The sequence below is a fragment of the Pseudomonas sp. TSO6 genome, assembly GCF_056098905.1.
Genome location: NZ_JBLZWV010000020.1, coordinates 125,417 through 142,179, shown reverse-complemented (window position 1 = coordinate 142,179; position 16,763 = coordinate 125,417). Strand labels below are relative to the sequence as shown.

The 16,763-nt window shown below is 62.5% G+C and carries 16 protein-coding genes and 1 tRNA gene; 11 read left to right on the top strand and 6 right to left on the bottom strand.

The features are described 5' to 3' along the window. Window positions 1–51: 51 nt before the first annotated feature. Window positions 52–981, bottom strand: a complete 930-nt coding sequence (locus ACN6NG_RS06590; protein WP_016498515.1) for a chemotaxis protein CheV — start codon at window positions 979–981, stop codon at window positions 52–54. Between the two features lie 77 nt (window positions 982–1,058). Here ACN6NG_RS06590 and flgA point away from each other — a divergent pair, with 77 nt between their 5' ends. The 5 genes from flgA (at window position 1,059) to ACN6NG_RS06565 (ending at window position 4,363) form a co-directional block, all read left to right on the top strand. After that, window positions 1,059–1,811 (top strand): flagellar basal body P-ring formation chaperone FlgA, encoded by a 753-nt coding sequence (gene flgA / locus ACN6NG_RS06585; protein WP_063423060.1) that lies wholly within the window; start codon window positions 1,059–1,061, stop codon window positions 1,809–1,811. 162 nt (window positions 1,812–1,973) lie between these two features. Continuing rightward, entirely contained in the window at window positions 1,974–2,282 is a 309-nt protein-coding gene (gene flgM, locus ACN6NG_RS06580) for a flagellar biosynthesis anti-sigma factor FlgM (RefSeq protein WP_063423059.1), read from the top strand. 49 nt (window positions 2,283–2,331) lie between these two features. After that, window positions 2,332–2,799, top strand: coding sequence for a flagella synthesis protein FlgN (locus ACN6NG_RS06575; protein WP_019471387.1), 468 nt, complete (start codon window positions 2,332–2,334; stop codon window positions 2,797–2,799). Between the two features lie 79 nt (window positions 2,800–2,878). Next, window positions 2,879–3,622, top strand: a complete 744-nt coding sequence (locus ACN6NG_RS06570; protein ID WP_063423058.1) for a flagellar brake protein — start codon at window positions 2,879–2,881, stop codon at window positions 3,620–3,622. Between the two features lie 171 nt (window positions 3,623–3,793). After that, a complete protein-coding gene (locus ACN6NG_RS06565) occupies window positions 3,794–4,363 on the top strand; it encodes a hypothetical protein (protein ID WP_063423057.1) in 570 nt (189 codons plus the stop codon). 36 nt (window positions 4,364–4,399) lie between these two features. Here the strand turns inward: ACN6NG_RS06565 and ACN6NG_RS06560 are convergent, their stop codons facing one another. The 3 genes from ACN6NG_RS06560 to bkdR all read right to left on the bottom strand — a co-directional run bounded on the left by ACN6NG_RS06560 (window position 4,400) and on the right by bkdR (window position 7,884). Then, the gene (locus tag ACN6NG_RS06560) at window positions 4,400–5,740 is read right to left on the bottom strand and encodes an MFS transporter (protein WP_236198245.1); all 1,341 of its coding nucleotides are present in this window, start codon (window positions 5,738–5,740) and stop codon (window positions 4,400–4,402) included. A gap of 128 nt (window positions 5,741–5,868) precedes the next feature. Beyond that, window positions 5,869–7,110, bottom strand: a complete 1,242-nt coding sequence (locus ACN6NG_RS06555) for a glutamine synthetase family protein (RefSeq protein WP_474313331.1) — start codon at window positions 7,108–7,110, stop codon at window positions 5,869–5,871. A gap of 288 nt (window positions 7,111–7,398) precedes the next feature. Then, on the bottom strand, window positions 7,399–7,884 hold the full coding sequence (bkdR, locus tag ACN6NG_RS06550) for a Bkd operon transcriptional regulator BkdR (RefSeq protein ID WP_012273540.1): 486 nt from the start codon (window positions 7,882–7,884) through the stop codon (window positions 7,399–7,401). A gap of 198 nt (window positions 7,885–8,082) precedes the next feature. On the opposite strand from bkdR, the gene ACN6NG_RS06545 reads away from it, so the two are divergent. Genes ACN6NG_RS06545 through lpdA form a run of 4 tightly spaced genes read left to right on the top strand, consistent with a single transcriptional unit; the run spans window position 8,083 to window position 13,029 of the window. Next, window positions 8,083–9,315, top strand: a complete 1,233-nt coding sequence (locus tag ACN6NG_RS06545; protein WP_016498508.1) for a 3-methyl-2-oxobutanoate dehydrogenase (2-methylpropanoyl-transferring) subunit alpha — start codon at window positions 8,083–8,085, stop codon at window positions 9,313–9,315. A gap of 1 nt (window position 9,316) precedes the next feature. Further along, on the top strand, window positions 9,317–10,375 hold the full coding sequence (locus ACN6NG_RS06540) for an alpha-ketoacid dehydrogenase subunit beta (RefSeq protein ID WP_016488476.1): 1,059 nt from the start codon (window positions 9,317–9,319) through the stop codon (window positions 10,373–10,375). Beyond that, window positions 10,376–11,647, top strand: a complete 1,272-nt coding sequence (locus tag ACN6NG_RS06535; protein WP_084967277.1) for a dihydrolipoamide acetyltransferase family protein — start codon at window positions 10,376–10,378, stop codon at window positions 11,645–11,647. It abuts the gene before it with no gap. Between the two features lie 2 nt (window positions 11,648–11,649). Continuing rightward, entirely contained in the window at window positions 11,650–13,029 is a 1,380-nt protein-coding gene (lpdA, locus tag ACN6NG_RS06530; RefSeq protein ID WP_353455814.1) for a dihydrolipoyl dehydrogenase, read from the top strand. 114 nt (window positions 13,030–13,143) lie between these two features. Here the strand turns inward: lpdA and ACN6NG_RS06525 are convergent, their stop codons facing one another. Then, the gene (locus tag ACN6NG_RS06525; protein WP_236198303.1) at window positions 13,144–14,142 is read right to left on the bottom strand and encodes a sensor domain-containing diguanylate cyclase; all 999 of its coding nucleotides are present in this window, start codon (window positions 14,140–14,142) and stop codon (window positions 13,144–13,146) included. A 215-nt stretch (window positions 14,143–14,357) separates the two neighbouring features. Between ACN6NG_RS06525 and ACN6NG_RS06520 the strand changes: the two genes are divergently transcribed. Then, entirely contained in the window at window positions 14,358–14,882 is a 525-nt protein-coding gene (locus ACN6NG_RS06520; protein ID WP_474313329.1) for a hypothetical protein, read from the top strand. Window positions 14,883–15,193: 311 nt separating this feature from the next. Further along, the gene (locus tag ACN6NG_RS06515; protein WP_080889181.1) at window positions 15,194–16,603 is read left to right on the top strand and encodes an amino acid permease; all 1,410 of its coding nucleotides are present in this window, start codon (window positions 15,194–15,196) and stop codon (window positions 16,601–16,603) included. On the opposite strand, the gene ACN6NG_RS06510 is transcribed toward ACN6NG_RS06515, so the two are convergent. After that, a tRNA-Arg gene (locus ACN6NG_RS06510) sits at window positions 16,582–16,658 on the bottom strand. The genes ACN6NG_RS06515 and ACN6NG_RS06510 overlap by 22 nt on opposite strands. Window positions 16,659–16,763 lie beyond the last annotated feature (105 nt).

Genomic DNA, 16,763 nt, shown 5'->3' with positions numbered 1-16,763 from the left:
TCTTGCCGCCTCTTTTCAATCACTGGTGCCGGGGGCGCGCCCCCGGCTGCTTCAATGCGCTGCCTTGATCCGGTCGACCACCCGCTGGGCCAGGTCGTCCGGCTTGAACTTGGCCAGGAAGTCATCGGCGCCGACCTTCTTGACCATTGCCTGGTTGAACACCCCGGAAAGCGAAGTATGCAGGCAGATGTGCAATTTTTGCATGCGCGGGTCGCTGCGGATCTCCGCCGTTAGCGTATAGCCGTCCATTTCCGGCATTTCAATGTCCGAGATCATCATCAGGAACTCTTCTTCAGGCTTTTTGCCCTCATCCACCAGCTGACGCAGGTAGTTCAGTGCCTGACGGCCATCATTGAGTGCCACGACTTCCACCCCCACGGTCTGCAGGCAGCGGCTGACCTGTTTGCGCGCCACCGACGAATCATCGACGGTAAGCACCCGCATCAGCACGGCCTTGTCCTGCACCTCGGCATCGATCACCCCGGCCGACACCGATTCGGACGACGGCGAAACCTCGGCCAGCACCTTCTCCACGTCGATGATTTCGACCATGCGGTTGTCCACCCGAGTGACCGCGGTCAGGTAGTGGTCACGGCCGGTGCCCTTGGGTGGCGGATGGATCTCTTCCCAGTTCATGTTGACGATGCGCTCTACCGAGTGCACCAGGAAGCCCTGGGTCTTGGTGTTGTACTCGGTGATGATCACGAAGCTGTTGCGTGTTTCTTCCTGCAGTGGCCGCAACCCGGTGGCCATCGACAAGTCGAGGATCGGGATGGTCGCCCCGCGAATGTTGGCAACGCCACGCACCACAGGGTGCGCCTTGGGCAGCAGGGTCAGCGCAGGGCATTGCAGCACTTCCCTGACCTTGAACACGTTGATGCCATAAAGCTGTTCGCCATTGAGGCGGAACAGCAGCAATTCCAGGCGATTCTGCCCCACCAGCTGCGTGCGCTGGTTGACCGAATCCATAACACCCGCCATGCCAGACTCCTTAATCTTTCAGCCTTTCGTTGCAACTCAAGTTACGAGTCGGCACGGGCTTTGCTTTTTTGAGCGTCATGCATACGAAAACGACATTTTTCCGACGATTGACGCGCCTGCTGACTGGCTCGCTGGCCACGCTGTGCCTGCTGGCGCCCGGCGTTCGCACGGTAGCGGACGCGCTTACCTTGCCTGAACAGCTTATCGGTGTCACCCAAGGGTTTCTTGAATTCACGGTAGAAGATTACCTGGCCACCACCCAGACCCCCGGCCGCTATGAAATCCAGGTCAACCCGCTGGACCCACGCCTGCGCATGCCGTTGTGCAGCCAGCAGCTGGACGCCTCGCTGGAAAGCCCTTCCCTGCCACTTGGCCGGGTAACGGTACGGGTGCGCTGCGACAGTGCGGCCCCGTGGACGGTGTTTGTCCCGGCAACGGTACGGCTGTTCCGCGACGTGGTGGTGGTCACCCGCCCACTCAAGCGCGATAACACGGTGGGCGAAGGCGACGTGGCCCTGCGCGAGCGCGATGTCGGCACCCTTGGCCAGGGTTTCCTGACCGAACTGGACCAGGCGGTGGGCATGAAGATGCTGCGCCCCACGGTGATCGACCAGGTGCTCACCCCGCAGCATCTGGAGCAGGCCGAGGTGGTGCGCAAGGGCGACCAGGTGGTGATCATCGCCCGCAGCGGCGGCCTCAGCGTGCGCATGCCTGGCGAGGCCCTGAGCAAGGGCGGCCTGAGCGAACAGATACGGGTACGCAACCTGAATTCCAAACGGGTGGTCAAGGCCAGGGTCACCGGCCCGGGCCAGGTCGAGGTGAGTATGTAGCCAGCCACCGATTGCGCTGGCAGTGAGGAACCGCATTTCCTAAACTGTGTCAGAGAACGGGTTCGCGAGCTTGCTGACAGGCGGCTATGCATTTGTGCCTAAAGTTTCTTTCGGGTTGGCCGAAAACAAGGCAAGCGTCCAAATACCCAGAGGTTCCTGATCATGGTCATCGACTTCAGTCGTTTGAATAACTCTCCGTCCGTCACGGGCGGCGTGCGCGGCAATACCGCGCCCGGCAGCGCCGAAAAACCGGCCGCCAGCCAGGAAGCGGCCACCAGCGCCAGCGGAGAAGCGGTACACCTCAGCCAAGAGGCACAGCAGTTGCAGAAGATCAGCGACAAGCTGCGCGACGAGCCAGTCGTCAACAGTGCCCGTGTGGCCCAGTTGAAACAGGCGATCGCCGACGGCAGCTATCAGGTCGATGCCGGCAAGATCGCCAGCAAACTGCTCGATTTCGAAGCCCAGCGCTGACCGTTCGGCGCGCTGACTTCACGGACGCTAGAAAAGCCAAGAGTTAGCCATGCACGACACCACCTTGCTGCAACTGATCGAAGATGACATTGCCCCGATGCAGGAACTGCTCGACCTTCTGAATAAAGAAGCGATCGCCCTGCATGGCCGCGACATGCCGCTGCTGGAACAGATTCTGGCGCGCAAGCAGTCGCTGATCATCTTGCTAGAGCAGCATGGCCAGCGCCGCAGCCAGTTGCTCGGCAGCCTGGGCCTGAGTGCCGATCGCACTGGCGTGCAAGCAGTGGCCGCCCAATCGCCCCATGGCGAGGCGATGCTGCAGCGGCTCGACATGCTGTCGAAACTGATGGACGACTGCCAGCAGGTCAACCAGACCAACGGCCGGATCATCCAGGTGCAGCAACACGTCACCAACAACCAGATCAGAATCCTCATGGGCGGCGACTCGCCGTCGCTCTACGACAGCCGCGGCAGCACCTCGCTGCTGGCCAAGCCACGGGCCCTCAGCCAAGTGTGATTTTTCTATCAAGGCACGGAACATACTGGCAAAATGCCGTTACTTGCGTGTGTCGCTTTTGCCTGGAGAACGATAAGCCGTGTTCAATGAAACCGAAGCCCCGCAACCGCCAAAGGTGCTGAACACCCCCTTGGAGATTGCGGCCAACTTGCGGCAACTGCAGGAAAGCCACGACCCCCTGATCATCACCTTCCATGACCGCAGCCAGCGCTTCCAAAGCTACGTGGTGCACGTGGACCGTGAAAGCAACACCCTGGCGCTGGACGAGATGATCCCGCGCGACGGTGAAAAATTCATCGAAAACGGCGAGCACTTCCGCGTTGAGGGCTTCCACGACGGCGTGCGCATCGCCTGGGAATGCAACCACGCGCTGAAGATCAGCGAAGTCGACGGCCACCGCTGCTACAGCGGCGCCATGCCGCAAGAGATGACCTACCACCAGCGCCGCAACGCCTTCCGCGCCGCGCTGAAGCTGTCGCAACTGGTCGACATCATCCTCGATGGCACCCACCTGAAGGGTAACGGCGCCCTGCGTGGCAAGCTGCTGGATATCTCGGCCACCGGCTGCAAGCTGCGTTTTGAAGGCGATGTAGAAAGCCGCCTGCAACTGGGCCAGGTGTACGAGCGCTTCAAGGCGGGTAACCCGCTGGGCCTGGTGGACACCATGGTCGAACTGCGTCACCTGCACTATGAAGAGCACATCAACACCACCTTCGCTGGCGTGCGCTTCCATAACCTGAGCGGGCAGTCGCAACGCAAGATCGAGAGCTTTGTGTACCAGCTGCAGCGTGAAGCGCGGCGGTTCGACAAGGACGATTACTGAAGCAACGGCAGTTGTGCACATGCTGACCAGCGGGGCTGCTTGATGCAGCCCCGTTTGCATTTCAGCCCCAGCCATACGCGGCGAGCCTGGAATACCTGCCCGGCGCCCCCTGAAGGGTGAACTGCATAAGGTGACAACACCGAGCACAGTCACTGCCAGGAGCGAGCCCACATGTTGCATAACTCATTCACCGCTGAACTGCATTGCCAATATGGACGTGTCGGGGTTGTCGAAACCCCCGTTTACGTTCATCCCTTGTTCTCACTGGATCAGGATGGCTGGTTGTGCACCGAGGATCAGCGAGATCCGGCAAGTTTCAAACCCGTGACCTTTCACTTCAAATTCATTAAGCAGAGCGGCGATCGGCTGCACTACGACATCACTGGTGAGGATACCTGGCAATACTTTGGCTCCAAACTGAGAAAGAACGCCAATGGCTGGCTGGGACTTTATGCTAGCCACGTTGTAGGAAGGGTCGTCGCATACTCGACCCCGCTGTTGTATAGGCAAGGGTTTGGGGGGCAGGAGTGGAAAATCCAGGCCCTCGACGAGTGGGACGGCAATTTCGACGACGTCGAGCAGATCCGTTTTTACATTCGCGATAGCGAAGGGCACCGGGTTGCACTGGCCAAGGAAGTCTATACCCGGGGCAAGGAAAAGCTTCACCACTGGTTCCTGAACGCGGGCAACAAAGACGGTGAGCTGCTGGTGTTCACGTTCAAGAACATACAGCTCACCTGAGCCGGCCAAGACGCCCGCCGCCAGCGGCGGGCTCTGTCAAACCGGTGGGTTGGCCTCGGTCTCTGGGTTGGTCGCCCCCTGCCTCTGCGGCAAGTCCTCTTCTGTATCCTCGGCAGCCACTGGCGCCTGCATCACGTCCTGCACGGTCTGCTCATCCACCCGAGGGTCCAGCGCTGCCGACAAGGGCGAACCGGCCGCCGGCATCGCCACGTGGCCCAGCGGTGCATCCTGCACCTGGTGCAGCCCGGTAACCGCTTTCGGCCGAATGCGCCACACCAGCACCAGGGCGAAGAAAACGAAGAACGCATAGAGCATCTGCGCGCCCAGCACCTTCATCAGCACACCTGCCGCCAACGGCCCGATGCACGCGCCCACGCCATAGGTCACCAGCAGCATGGCCGTCAGCGACACCCGCCGCTCGCTTTCCACGTGGTCGTTGGAAAACGCCACCGCCAGCGGGTACAGGCAAAACTGCAGCAACGAAATCAGGAAGCCGATTCCGAACAGCATCTCCAGCGGCACACTGGGCAGTATCGCCAATGGCGCAGCCGCCAGCGCCAGGCCTATTGCCACGCTGCGGATCAGCACCGCCCGGTCGTAACGGTCAGACAACCAGCCCAGCGGCCACTGCACCAGCAGGCCGGCAAAAATACAGCTACCCATGAACAGACCGATCTGCTCGGTCGCCATCCCCTGGCTTGCGGCATACAAAGGCGCCAGGCCGTAGAACGAGCCGACGATCAACCCCGAGCCCAATACCGTACTGAGCGACTGCGGCACGCGCTTGATGAAGAACTTCGGCTCCATCGGTGCCGGGCGCAAGGGTGCCGGGTGAATGCGCCGGGTCATCGCCACCGGCACCAGGCACAGGGCAAAGCACATCGCCACCAGCATCAGCAGCTCCGGGCCAAGCTCAGGGTGCACCACAAGGATCAGCTGGCCGAGCACGAGCCCCAGGTACGAGGCGATCATATAGCCGCTGAACACCGCACCGCGGTGTTTCACATCGGCCTGCTCGTTGAGCCAGCTCTCGATGACCATGTACTGGCACATCATGCCCAGGCCGACGATCATCCGCAGCCCGACCCAGGCCGGTAGCCAATTGGTCAGCCCATGCCCCAGCACCGCCGCACCGACGATACCGGCGCAAGTGGCATAGGCGCGAATGTGCCCGACCCGGCCAATCAGCCGGTGGCCGACCTTGCCGCCGACGGCCAGGCCAAAGTAGTTGGCCGCCATCAACGCACCCACCCACAGGCTGTCGACATGGTCGGCCGCCAGGCGCAGGGCCAGGTAAGTACTGAGCAGGCCCGAACCGATCAACATCATCAGCGCGGCGAAATACAACGACTGAAACGGCTTCCATACATTTCGCATACGTACCGAGAAGCTCCCTGGTCAGGTGGCGGTAGGTGCTAGCAGCATAAGGGCAAATGCCGGTCAGTGCAGGCCCCCGCCAGCAAAATGCCGTGGCGGGGACGTGTCCGGTGCAGGTCGTGTCGCGATCAGGCCTGTGCCGCCAGCACCCGGCGCTCCCACGGGGTGATCTCGTCGAAGAAATCAGTCAGCTCCAGGGTCTTGCTGGCGATGTAGCCTTCGATGAACTCGCTGCCGAACAGTTCCCGTGCCAGCGCGCTGCGCTTGAGCCGTTCGAGGGCGGCATGCAGGGTACACGGCAGGCTCAGGTGCTCGGGCACTTCAAACTCACCCTGAATGGCCGGCGCAGGTTGCAGGCGCTGCTCGATACCGTGCAGCCCGGCAGCCAGGCTGGCGGCGATGGCCAGGTATGGGTTGGTGTCGGCACCCGGCAAACGGTTTTCGACCCGCCGCGCTGCCGGCGCACTTGCCGGAATGCGCAGGCCAGCGGCGCGGTTGTCTTCGGACCAGCAGGCATTGTTTGGCGAGGCATAGGGGTGGCACAGGCGCTGATAGGAATTGACGTTGGGCGCGAACAGCGCGGTGAAGTCGGCCATGCACGCCTGCAGGCCGCCGATGAAATGGTGGAAGGTGTCGGTCGGCTGGCCCTGCTCGTCGCTGAACACGTTACGCCCGCTGCTGGCTTCGACCAGGCTCTGGTGAATATGCATGGAGCTGCCGGGCGTGCGCGCCAGCGGCTTGGCCATGCACACCACGGTCAGTCCATGCTTGAGCGCCACTTCCTTGAGCAGGTGCTTGAACAGGAAGGTCTGGTCAGCCAGCACCAGCGGGTCGCCGTGCAGCAGGTTGATCTCGAACTGGCTGACGCCCATTTCGTGCATGAACGTGTCGCGCGGCAGGCCGAGCGCGGCCATGCAGTGGTACACCTCTTTGAAGAACGGGCGCAGGCCATTGTTGGAACTGACACTGAACGCCGAATGGCCAAGCTCGCGACGGCCATCGCTGCCTACGGGTGGCTGGAACGGCTGCTGCGGGTCGCTGTTGGGGGCAAAAACAAAGAATTCGAGTTCGGTCGCCACCACGGGCGCCAACCCCAGGGCCGCGTAGCGGGCGATGACCGCCTTGAGCTGGCCACGGGTGGACAGTGCCGAGGGCCGGCCATCCAGTTCAATGGCATCGCAGATGGCCAGGGCGCGACCGTCGCTGCTCCAGGGCAGGCGATGGATCTGGCTGGGTTCGGCCACCAGCGCCAGGTCGCCGTCGTCGCTGCCGTAGAATTTCGCCGGCGGGTAGCCGCCCATGATGCATTGCAGCAACACCCCCCGGGCCATTTGCAGGCGGCGGCCTTCCAGAAAGCCTTCGGCGGTCATCACCTTGCCGCGCGGGACGCCGTTGAGGTCGGGGGTGACGCATTCGATTTCATCGATGCCCTGAAGCTGAGCGGTGCTCATGACGCTTGTCCTTGTTGTTGTGCGCTGACAACAACATAGGCTGGGGGTGTTTAAAATATCAAGCACCTACGAGGCATACCGCGATCCGTAGGAGCAGCCTTGTGCTGCGAAGAGGCCCGCATGGCCGCTGCTTCTCTACTGGTGCTGATGGCCTCTTCGCAGCACAAGGCTGCTCCTACAGGGGTCAGCGCAAGTCTTGACGATGGGCTACTCGCGCAAGGTCATGCCATTGGCCGGCAGTGGCAAGGCCGTCTTGTACCGCACCTGCTTCAAGGCAAAACTCGAGCGAATATTGGCCACCCCCGGCAACCGCGTCAGGTAGTCAAGAAACCGCTCCAGCGCCTGGATGCTCGGCAGCAGTACCCGCAACAGGTAATCCGGGTCCCCGGTCATCAGGTAGCACTCCATCACCTCGGGCCGTTCGGCAATTTCTTCCTCGAAACGGTGCAACGACTGCTCCACCTGCTTTTCCAGGCTGACATGGATGAACACGTTTACATCCAACCCCAGCGCCTCGGGTGACAACAAGGTCACCTGCTGGCGGATTACCCCCAGTTCCTCCATGGCCCGCACCCGGTTGAAACAGGGCGTGGGCGACAGGTTGACCGAGCGTGCCAGCTCGGCGTTGGTGATGCGGGCGTTTTCCTGCAGGCTGTTGAGAATGCCGATATCGGTACGATCGAGTTTGCGCATGAGACAAAATCACCGGTTTTTTGTGTTTATGCGGAATGTTTATCTGCACCGCTCGGCAAAGGCAATCAACTTGAGAGAAAAATTCTCCTGCCGGGCCACTAAGATGTAGATGACGCTGACCTACCAGTCACAAGCCGGTATTCAGCGGCGGCCGCTTCAGAGCTCACAAAAACAAATACCCGAGCGAGCGTAAAAAGCATGAACGAGTACGCCCCCCTGCGTTTGCATGTGCCCGAGCCCACCGGCCGGCCAGGCTGCCAGACCGATTTTTCCTACCTGCGCCTCAACGATGCAGGTCAAGCCCGTAAACCCCCTGTGGATGTCGATGCTGCCGACACCGCCGACCTGTCCTACAGCCTGGTCCGCGTGCTCGACGAGCAAGGCGACGCCCAAGGCCCGTGGGCTGAAGACATTGACCCGCAAATCCTCCGCCAAGGCATGCGCGCCATGCTCAAGACGCGGATCTTCGACAGCCGCATGGTGGTTGCCCAGCGCCAGAAGAAGATGTCCTTCTACATGCAGAGCCTGGGCGAAGAAGCCATCGGCAGCGGCCAGGCGCTGGCGCTGAACCGCACCGACATGTGCTTCCCGACCTACCGCCAGCAAAGCATCCTGATGGCCCGCGACGTGTCGCTGGTAGAGATGATCTGCCAGTTGCTGTCCAACGAGCGCGACCCGCTCAAAGGCCGCCAGCTACCGATCATGTATTCGGTACGCGAGGCCGGCTTCTTCACCATCAGTGGCAACCTGGCGACCCAGTTCGTGCAGGCTGTCGGCTGGGCCATGGCGTCGGCAATCAAGGGCGATACCAAGATTGCTTCGGCGTGGATCGGTGACGGCGCCACCGCCGAGTCGGACTTCCACACAGCCCTGACATTTGCCCACGTTTACCGCGCCCCGGTGATCCTCAATGTGGTCAACAACCAGTGGGCGATTTCTACCTTCCAGGCCATTGCCGGTGGCGAGTCGACCACCTTCGCCGGCCGTGGCGTGGGCTGCGGCATTGCCTCGCTGCGGGTTGACGGCAACGACTTCGTCGCCGTGTACGCCGCCTCGCGCTGGGCCGCCGAACGCGCCCGCCGCGGCCTGGGCCCTAGCCTGATCGAGTGGGTCACCTACCGCGCCGGCCCGCACTCGACCTCGGACGACCCGTCCAAGTACCGCCCCGCCGATGACTGGAGCCACTTCCCGCTGGGCGACCCGATCGTCCGCCTGAAGCAGCACCTGATCAAGATCGGCCACTGGTCCGAGGAAGAACACCAGGCCACCACGGCCGAGTTCGAGGCTGCTGTGATTGCCGCGCAGAAAGAAGCCGAGCAGTACGGCACCCTGGCCAACGGTCACATCCCGAGCGCCGCCTCGATGTTCGAGGACGTGTACAAGGAAATGCCCGACCACCTGCGCCGTCAACGCCAGGAACTGGGGGTTTGAGATGAACGATCACAACAACAGCATCAACCCGGAAACCGCCATGGCCACCACTACCATGACCATGATCCAGGCCCTGCGCTCGGCCATGGATGTCATGCTTGAGCGCGACGACAATGTGGTTGTCTACGGCCAGGACGTCGGCTACTTCGGCGGCGTGTTCCGCTGCACCGAAGGCCTGCAGAACAAGTACGGCAAATCCCGCGTGTTCGACGCGCCCATCTCCGAAAGCGGCATCGTCGGTACCGCCGTGGGCATGGGCGCCTACGGCCTGCGCCCGGTGGTGGAGATCCAGTTCGCCGACTACTTCTACCCCGCCTCCGACCAGATCGTCTCGGAAATGGCGCGCCTGCGTTACCGTTCGGCCGGCGAGTTCATCGCCCCGCTGACCCTGCGCATGCCGTGCGGCGGTGGCATCTACGGCGGCCAGACGCACAGCCAGAGCCCGGAAGCGATGTTCACCCAGGTGTGCGGCCTGCGCACCGTCATGCCGTCCAACCCGTACGACGCCAAAGGCCTGCTGATTGCCTCGATCGAATGCGACGACCCGGTAATCTTCCTGGAGCCCAAGCGCCTGTACAACGGCCCGTTCGACGGCCACCACGACCGCCCGGTAACGCCGTGGTCGAAGCACCCGCACAGCGCCGTGCCCGACGGTTACTACACCGTGCCGCTGGACAAGGCCGCCATTACCCGCCCCGGTAATGACGTGACCGTGCTCACCTACGGCACCACGGTGTACGTGGCCCAGGTGGCCGCCGAAGAAAGCGGCGTCGATGCCGAAGTGATCGACCTGCGCAGCCTGTGGCCGCTGGACCTGGACACCATCGTCGAGTCGGTGAAAAAGACCGGCCGCTGCGTGGTGGTGCATGAAGCCACCCGTACCTGCGGCTTCGGTGCCGAACTGGTGTCGCTGGTGCAGGAGCACTGCTTCCACCACCTGGAGGCGCCGATCGAGCGCGTCACCGGCTGGGACACCCCCTACCCTCACGCGCAGGAATGGGCGTATTTCCCAGGGCCTTCGCGGGTAGGTGCGGCATTGAAAAAGGTCATGGAGGTCTGAATGGGCACGCACGTCATCAAGATGCCGGACATTGGCGAAGGCATCGCGCAGGTCGAGTTGGTGGAATGGTTCGTTAAGGTCGGCGACATGATCGCCGAGGACCAGGTGGTGGCCGACGTCATGACCGACAAGGCTACCGTGGAAATCCCTTCGCCGGTCAGCGGCAAGGTGCTGGCCCTGGGTGGCCAGCCAGGTGAAGTGATGGCGGTCGGCAGCGAGCTGATCCGCATCGAAGTGGAAGGCAGCGGCAACCATGTAGATGTGCCTCAGGCCAAACAGGTAGAAACGCCCGCCGCCCCTGTGGCAGACAAGCCAGAACCGCAGAAAGACGTAAAACCCGCTGCTTACCAGGCACCCGCCAACCACGAAGCTGCGCCCATCGTGCCGCGCCAGCCGGGCGACAAGCCGCTGGCCTCACCGGCGGTGCGCAAGCGTGCGCTGGATACCGGCATCGAACTGCGCTATGTGCACGGCAGCGGCCCGGCCGGGCGCATCCTGCACGAAGACCTCGACGCCTTCATGAGCAAGCCGCAGAGCGCCGCCGGGCAAGCCCCCAATGGCTATGCCAAGCGCAGCGACAGCGAGCAGGTGCCGGTGATCGGCCTGCGCCGCAAGATCGCCCAGCGCATGCAGGACGCCAAGCGCCGGGTCGCGCACTTCAGCTATGTGGAAGAAATCGACGTCACCGCCCTGGAAGCCCTGCGCCAGCAGCTCAACAGCAAGTACGGCGACAGCCGCGGCAAGCTGACGCTGCTGCCGTTCCTGGTGCGTGCACTGGTCGTGGCGCTGCGTGACTTCCCGCAGATCAACGCCACCTATGACGACGAAGCGCAGATCATCACCCGCCATGGCGCGGTGCATGTGGGCATCGCCACCCAGGGTGACAACGGCCTGATGGTGCCCGTGCTGCGCCATGCCGAAGCCGGCAGCCTGTGGGCCAATGCTGGCGAGATTTCCCGCCTGGCCAACGCGGCACGCAGCAACAAGGCCAACCGCGAAGAATTGTCGGGCTCGACCATTACCCTGACCAGCCTGGGCGCCCTCGGTGGCATCGTCAGCACGCCGGTGGTCAATACCCCGGAAGTGGCGATTGTCGGCGTCAACCGCATGGTTGAGCGGCCGGTGGTGATCGACGGCCAGATCGTCGTGCGCAAGATGATGAACCTGTCCAGCTCGTTCGACCACCGTGTGGTCGACGGCATGGACGCCGCGTTGTTCATCCAGGCCGTGCGTGGCCTGCTCGAACAACCCGCCTGCCTGTTCGTGGAGTGAGCATGCAACAGACTATCCAGACTACCCTGTTGATCATCGGCGGCGGCCCTGGTGGCTACGTGGCCGCCATCCGCGCCGGGCAACTGGGCATTCCTACCGTGCTGGTGGAAGGCCAGGCACTGGGCGGTACCTGCCTGAACATCGGCTGCATTCCGTCCAAGGCGCTGATCCATGTGGCCGAGCAGTTTCACCAGACCTCGCGCTTCGCCGGGCCGTCGGAACTGGGCATCAGCGTTACCTCGCCGCGCCTGGACATCGGCCAGAGCGTGGCCTGGAAGGACGGCATCGTCGACCGCCTGACCACTGGTGTGGCCGCCCTGCTGAAAAAGCACGGGGTCAAGGTGATTCATGGCTGGGCGAAGGTGCTCGACGGCAAGCAGGTTGAAGTTGATGGCCAGCGTGTCCAGTGTGAACACCTGTTGCTGGCCACCGGTTCCAGCAGCGTCGAACTGCCGATGCTGCCGCTGGGCGGGCCGGTGATTTCCTCGACCGAAGCCCTGGCGCCGAAAGCCCTGCCGCAGCACCTGGTGGTGGTGGGCGGTGGCTATATCGGCCTGGAACTGGGCATTGCCTACCGCAAGCTGGGCGCGCAAGTAAGCGTGGTGGAAGCGCGTGAGCGCATCCTGCCGACCTACGACAGCGAATTGACTGCCCCGGTGGCCGAGTCGTTGAAAAAGCTGGGCATCGCCCTGCACCTGGGCCACAGCGTCGAAGGTTACGAAAACGGTTGCCTGCTGGCCAACGACGGCAAGGGCGGGCAACTGCGCCTGGAGTCCGACCAGGTGCTGGTGGCCGTCGGCCGCCGGCCGCGCACCAAAGGTTTCAACCTGGAGTGCCTGGACCTGAAAATGAACGGCGCCGCTATTGCCATCGACGCGCGCTGCCAGACCAGCATGCACAACGTCTGGGCTATCGGCGACGTGGCCGGCGAACCGATGCTGGCGCACCGGGCCATGGCCCAGGGCGAAATGGTCGCCGAGATCATCGCTGGCAAGGCACGCCGCTTCGAGCCTGCCGCGATTGCTGCGGTGTGCTTTACCGACCCAGAAGTGGTGGTCGTCGGTAAAACCCCGGAGCAGGCCAGCCAGCAAGGGCTGGACTGCATCGTCGCGCAGTTCCCGTTTGCCGCCAATGGCCGGGCCATGAGCCTGGAAGCGAAGAGCGGATTCGTGCGCGTGGTGGCACGGCGGGACAACCACCTGATCCTGGGTTGGCAAGCCGTTGGCGTGGCGGTTTCCGAACTGTCCACGGCGTTTGCCCAATCGCTGGAGATGGGCGCCTGCCTGGAGGATGTGGCCGGCACTATCCATGCCCACCCGACGCTGGGTGAGGCGGTACAGGAAGCGGCATTGCGCGCCCTGGGCCACGCCCTGCATATCTGACACTGAAGCGGCCAAGGCCGATTTGGCCCGCTGCGCCGAGAGGCGCCGCGGGTCTTTTTTCATCCAGGCACTGATCCCCATCACCTGCGCGATCCCTTGTCGGAACGCGTCAGGCTATGGGGCTATGGCATTCTTGCCGGCCGCCTTGGCCCGGTACAGCGCCTTGTCGGCACGCGCCAGCAGCGCATGCTGGTCCTCCCCTTCCTGCCATTGCACCACGCCATAGCTCATGGTCAGCCGGCAATCGCCCACCGGCTCCAGCTGATCCATCACCTGGCGCAAGCCCGCCGCCATCTCCAGCGCCTCGCCCAGCGTGGCCTGCGGCAGCACGATGACGAACTCATCGCCACCCCAGCGCGCCAACACGTCGAGCTCGCGCAGGCAGGTACGCAAGTTATCGGCCACCAACACCAGCGCAGCATCGCCACGGGCGTGGCCGTAGCGGTCGTTGATCGGTTTGAAATCGTCCATGTCCATGGCGATCAGCGACAACGGCTGACGGAATCGCTGGGCGCGTTCGCACTCCGTCTGCAACGACTTTTCCAGCCGGTAGCGATTGGCAATGCGGGTCAACGCATCGCGCTCGGCCAACTCGAGGTTTTCGTCCAGTTGCCGCTGCAACTGCTGGTTCACCCAGGACAGCTCGCGGGTACGCTCGGCCACCTGGCACTCCAGCGACTGGTTCTTCTGTTCCAGCTGCGCCACCAGGCGCTTGCCGGCGTCGATGTTGCGGTGCGCCCCGAGCATGCGCGCCACCGAACCGTCTGCGTTCTGGCCGATGATGTAGCCGCTGTCTTCGATCCAGATGTAGTTGCCATCCTGGCAACGGCAGCGGTATTCGATGAGGTAGCGCTCGTTGCGCTGGTTGATGTAGGCCTCGAAATGCGCCATTACCCGCGGGTAGTCCTCGGGGTGGATCACGCTTTCCCAGGTCAGTACCGAGTTGGCCATGGAGTGGCTGGCGTAACCGAGCATGGCGTACCAGCCGGGGTTGCGATAGACGTAGCCGGTGTTGGCATTCCAGTCCCAGATGCCATCGCTGATCAACTCGAACAAGGTGTGCAATTGCTGTTCACTGAAGCTGGCCGGTGCCGGCCTGGTTTCCTGAATCATGGACGCTCTCCCTGATGCCCAGCAACTGCGCTCCGGTCAAGGGGCTGCCGACAGTGGTGGTAATTGCCGCAGGCGGCAAGATCATGCCTTGGACAGGCAAGCATATGCCCGCCAGCGCGCAACCGAAATAGCGCCAAAGGCCTGATTTCGACCGGCACAGCGCTGGCATGGCTTTTGCGCTGGATAGCTGCCAACAATATTTCCAAGGAGGAAACATGATAATCGCCCCTAACGGCGTCAGCTGGCAGCCCACGCTCCATCAGCCCCGGCACGCCAGCGATGAGCAGACAGTGGCCGAGATTGCGCCAGCCAGCCCCCCAATAACCACCGCCAACACGGCGACCCAACAGCAGCGCCAAGGCAATACCGCTCAGCAAAACGCTGAGGATGCGCGCGAAGAAGCCTTTGCCAAATTCAAGGTGATGCTGCAAAACCTGGGCTCTGAAACCACCGAGCCGGTGATCGGAGAACCACTGCCAGCCAAGACTGCCCGGCAGGAGTTTCACGACTTCATGTCCAAGTCGCCCGGCGAGATGATCAAGGAAAAACTGCTGCGTGAAATTGGCCTGACCGAAGAAGAGTACGACGCCCTGCCGCCGGAAATGAAAGCAAAGGTCGACGAGTTGATCGCCCAGCGCATGAAAGAGGACATCGAGCGCAAGATCGAGGAGAAAGCGCAGGAGCAGGTCGCCAAGGCGGACGGCCTGGATGAAGAGCAACAAGCGGCCGGCACGGCCTGAGGGAGTGGCGGCGGTCGGTAGCGAAAGTGCCGCGGGTCGTGAAAGGCTCCCCAACCTGACCCGTTTGAAGGCGCCCGGCGGTGTCGATGTCAGGTGGTGCATGGCTTGGTCAACTGCACCGCTACCGGCGCCATCACCGGTCTCAGGAAAAATCGGCAGGATGTTGTGCAGAGAATTCGTTTGAGGTCCTTGGCCTTATTGTTCAGGGTGGCAGGCTGGTAGCTATTTGCCACGCGTGGACGCAGGCGCATGACGATGCCTGCGTTGGGGGACGTTGTCGGGTCCCTCCAACAATAAGAGAGGACAAGGAAATGCAATCCAACAGTTTGAAGCAAAGCCTCAAGCAGCGGCACATCACCATGATCGCACTGGGCGGGGTGATCGGTGCAGGCCTGTTCATGGGCTCGGGCTCACTGATCGCATCGGCAGGGCCTGCGGCCATCCTGTCATATTTCATTGGTGGCCTGGTGGTCACCCTGGTCATGTTCATGCTGGGTGAAATGGCCTGCCGCAACCCGGATGCCGGGTCGTTCTCAACCTACGCCAACACCTGGCTCGGCGACTGGGCCGGGTTTGCAGTCGGCTGGCTGTACTGGTTCAAGTCGATGATGACCATCACCCTTGAAGCAGTCCTGCTGGGCGCCATCCTGCATGACTTCCTACCCTGGCTGCCAATCTGGGCAGGCGCCTTCCTGATGCTGGTGACACTGATGGCCAGCAACGCCTACTCAGTGCGTTCGTTTGCCGAAGTGGAGTACTGGCTGGCGGCGATGAAGGTGGCCACCATCCTCATCTTCATGCTGCTGGGCATCTCGATCCTGCTTGGCCTGCACCACGACATTCCGTCGCCTGGCCTGGTCAACCTCACCGCCCACGACGGCTTCATGCCCAACGGCCTGTCGCCGGTAATGGCGGGTGTCATCGTGGTGATCTTCTCGCTGGGCGGCAGCGAAATCGCCGCCGTGGCCGCAGGTGAATCGGAGAACCCGCGGCAGAACGTGATCCGCGCGATCAAGAGCGTGATCCTGCGCGTGATGCTGTTCTACGTCGGCTCGGTGTCGATCCTGATCCTGTGCCTGCCATGGACCGACAAGGCCAACCTGGCCTCGCCCTATGTTTCGCTGTTCAGCCTGGCCGGGTTCGGAGGTGCGGCGGTGGCCATGAAACTGGTGTTGTTCGTCTCGTTCATGTCGGTGATGAACTCGTTCATGTTCTCCAACTCGCGCATGCTGTTCTCGCTGAGCCAGCGCGGGCACGCGCCCAAGCTGTTCTCGCGCACCAGCGCCAAGGGCGTGCCGATCAATGCATTGCTGCTGAGCCTGTCGATCTGCACGATGATCCTGACCGTGCACTTTATCAGCGCCGGCGACCTATTCATGACCCTGGCCAAGAGTACCGGCAGCCTCGTGATGGTCGTGTGGATCTTCATCATCATCGCCCACGTGGCCATGCGCTGGAAAACCCGTCACGAAGCGGTCGACCCCAAGGCCTTCCGCGCCTGGCTGTTCCCGTACGCCAATATCGTTGCGCTGTTCGCCTTGCTGGCAGTGATCGGCACCCAGGCGTTCGAACCAGCATCGCGTTTCCAGTTCTGGTTCACGGTGCTGACGGTGGTGCTGGTAGTGGCGGGGTACTTCCTGACACGCACACGGATGGCGGCTGCACAGGAGGCGGAGGCAAAAATGGGAGAAACAAGAAATGGCGTCCCAGGCAGGAATTGAACCTGCAACCTTCCCCTTAGGAGGGGGATGCTCTATCCAATTGAGCTACTGAGACGCTACGACCGGCAGCGAGCGCTGCACAGCGGGATGGCCAGCATGTTAACCAGCATGCTGGCGTTTGTCATGCACCTGCCGGGCTTTTTCGCGTAATCCTTTTCTG